Below are 1,519 nucleotides of genomic sequence, written 5' to 3'. Positions count from 1 at the left end.
CCTACGAGGCTGTGACTCTTTCCCATATCGAGTGTCGAGCGGATATGATTCTCTGAGCAGATTGATCTGCTGGAGAGAATGATGGCTGACGACAGCCTTTTTGGCGAGTTGCCGGAACAGTCGGCGCCCCGGACCGAAGCAGTGCCGCGGGGCGCACCTCGGCTGCGTGAGCCCGTGCGCGATCAGGTCGAGCTACGAGCGGTCGATATCGATAGCCTGATCGGGCAGGATCATCCGGCGCGGGTGATCTGGGCTTATGTCGAAGGGCTCGATCTGAGCGAGCTGGAAGATCGCGTCAAGGCGCGGGAGAACAGGCCGGGTCATCCGGCGCCATCGCCCCGGTTGCTGCTGGCGCTTTGGCTGTACGCTACGAGCGACGGCGTTGGCAGTGCGCGAGCGCTGGACCGGCTCTGCGACAGTCACGACGTCTACCGCTGGCTCTGTGGGGGCGTGTCTTTGAACTATCACACGTTGTCGGACTTCCGGGTCGGCTACGCCGACCTGCTCGACCGTTTGCTGGTCGAACATCTGGCAGCCCTGAACGAGGCAGGGTTGATCGATCTGGAGAAGCTGACTCAGGACGGGGTGCGGATACGGGCGAGTGCCGGGACCGGATCGTTCCGGCGGGAGGCGACGCTGGATCGGCAGTTGGCACAGGCCGAGGCCGTGGTGGAAGGGCTCAAGCGCGAGGTCGATGCGGATCCGGAAGCCAGCAATCGGCGTATCCGGGCGGCTAAAGAGCGCGTGGCGCGGGAACGCAGCGAGCGGGTGCAGGCCGCGCAAGCCGCGCTGGCTGAGATCAAGCGCAAGCGAAAACAGCTCGATGACAAGGGCGGCAACGGCAAAAAGCCAAAAGAGCCACGGGCCTCCACCACCGACCCGCAGGCGCGGGTGATGAAGATGGCGGATGCCGGCTTCCGCCCGGCCTACAATGTGCAGGTGGCCAGCGCGGCCGGCGAATTGATCGTGGTCGCGATCGATGTCGACAACAGCGGCTCAGATCGTGGCTTGATGCGACCGATGCTCGAGCGAACACGCGCTCGGCTGAAGCGCTTGCCGCGCCGCTACCTCGCCGATGGTGGGTTCTGCAGTGGCGAGGACATCGAATGGGCGCATGGCGAAGGCATCGAGGTTTACTGTCCACCGCCCAAATCCAGGAGCGGTGTCGATCCCTTTTTACCCCGGAGCAGCGACGGCCCTGGAGTGGCGGCCTGGCGGGCCCGCATGGCCAGCGAGGCCGGCAAGGCACAATACCAAGCCCGCACGATCTGCGAATGCATTCATGCCCGATGGCGGAACTGGGACCTCAGGCAATTGACCGTGCGCGGCATCGAGAAAGTCCGTGCCGTCGTGCTCTGGCACGCCCTCACCAACAACATCCTGCAGGGACACCGGCTCGCAAAAGCATAGACCGCAGACGCATACACGATGACCGGATGCCGCAGGCTTCTGACATCAAGGGGCGCTAACGCCCCTCAATGTCGATGCCGAAAAACGAATTGGCTCACAGGCTCTACGG

1 protein-coding gene is annotated in these 1,519 nt (G+C 63.9%); it reads left to right on the top strand.

Going from position 1 to position 1,519, the window contains the following annotated elements; translation table 11 throughout:
- Window positions 1-78: 78 nt before the first annotated feature.
- On the top strand, window positions 79-1,410 hold the full coding sequence (locus tag JQ632_RS39100) for an IS1182 family transposase (protein WP_212408043.1): 1,332 nt from the start codon (window positions 79-81) through the stop codon (window positions 1,408-1,410).
- Window positions 1,411-1,519 lie beyond the last annotated feature (109 nt).

Origin of the sequence: Bradyrhizobium liaoningense, assembly GCF_018130955.1 — a bacterium.
Lineage (GTDB): Bacteria > Pseudomonadota > Alphaproteobacteria > Rhizobiales > Xanthobacteraceae > Bradyrhizobium > Bradyrhizobium liaoningense_C.
The sequence above is the reverse complement of the archived record's forward strand: the minus strand, read 5'-3'. Positions and strand labels throughout refer to the sequence as shown.

Coding starts and splice junctions, on each gene's coding strand:
- JQ632_RS39100 (WP_212408043.1), top strand. CDS start 79: ATGATGGCTGACGACAGCCTTTTTGGCGAGTTGCCGGAACAGTCGGCG.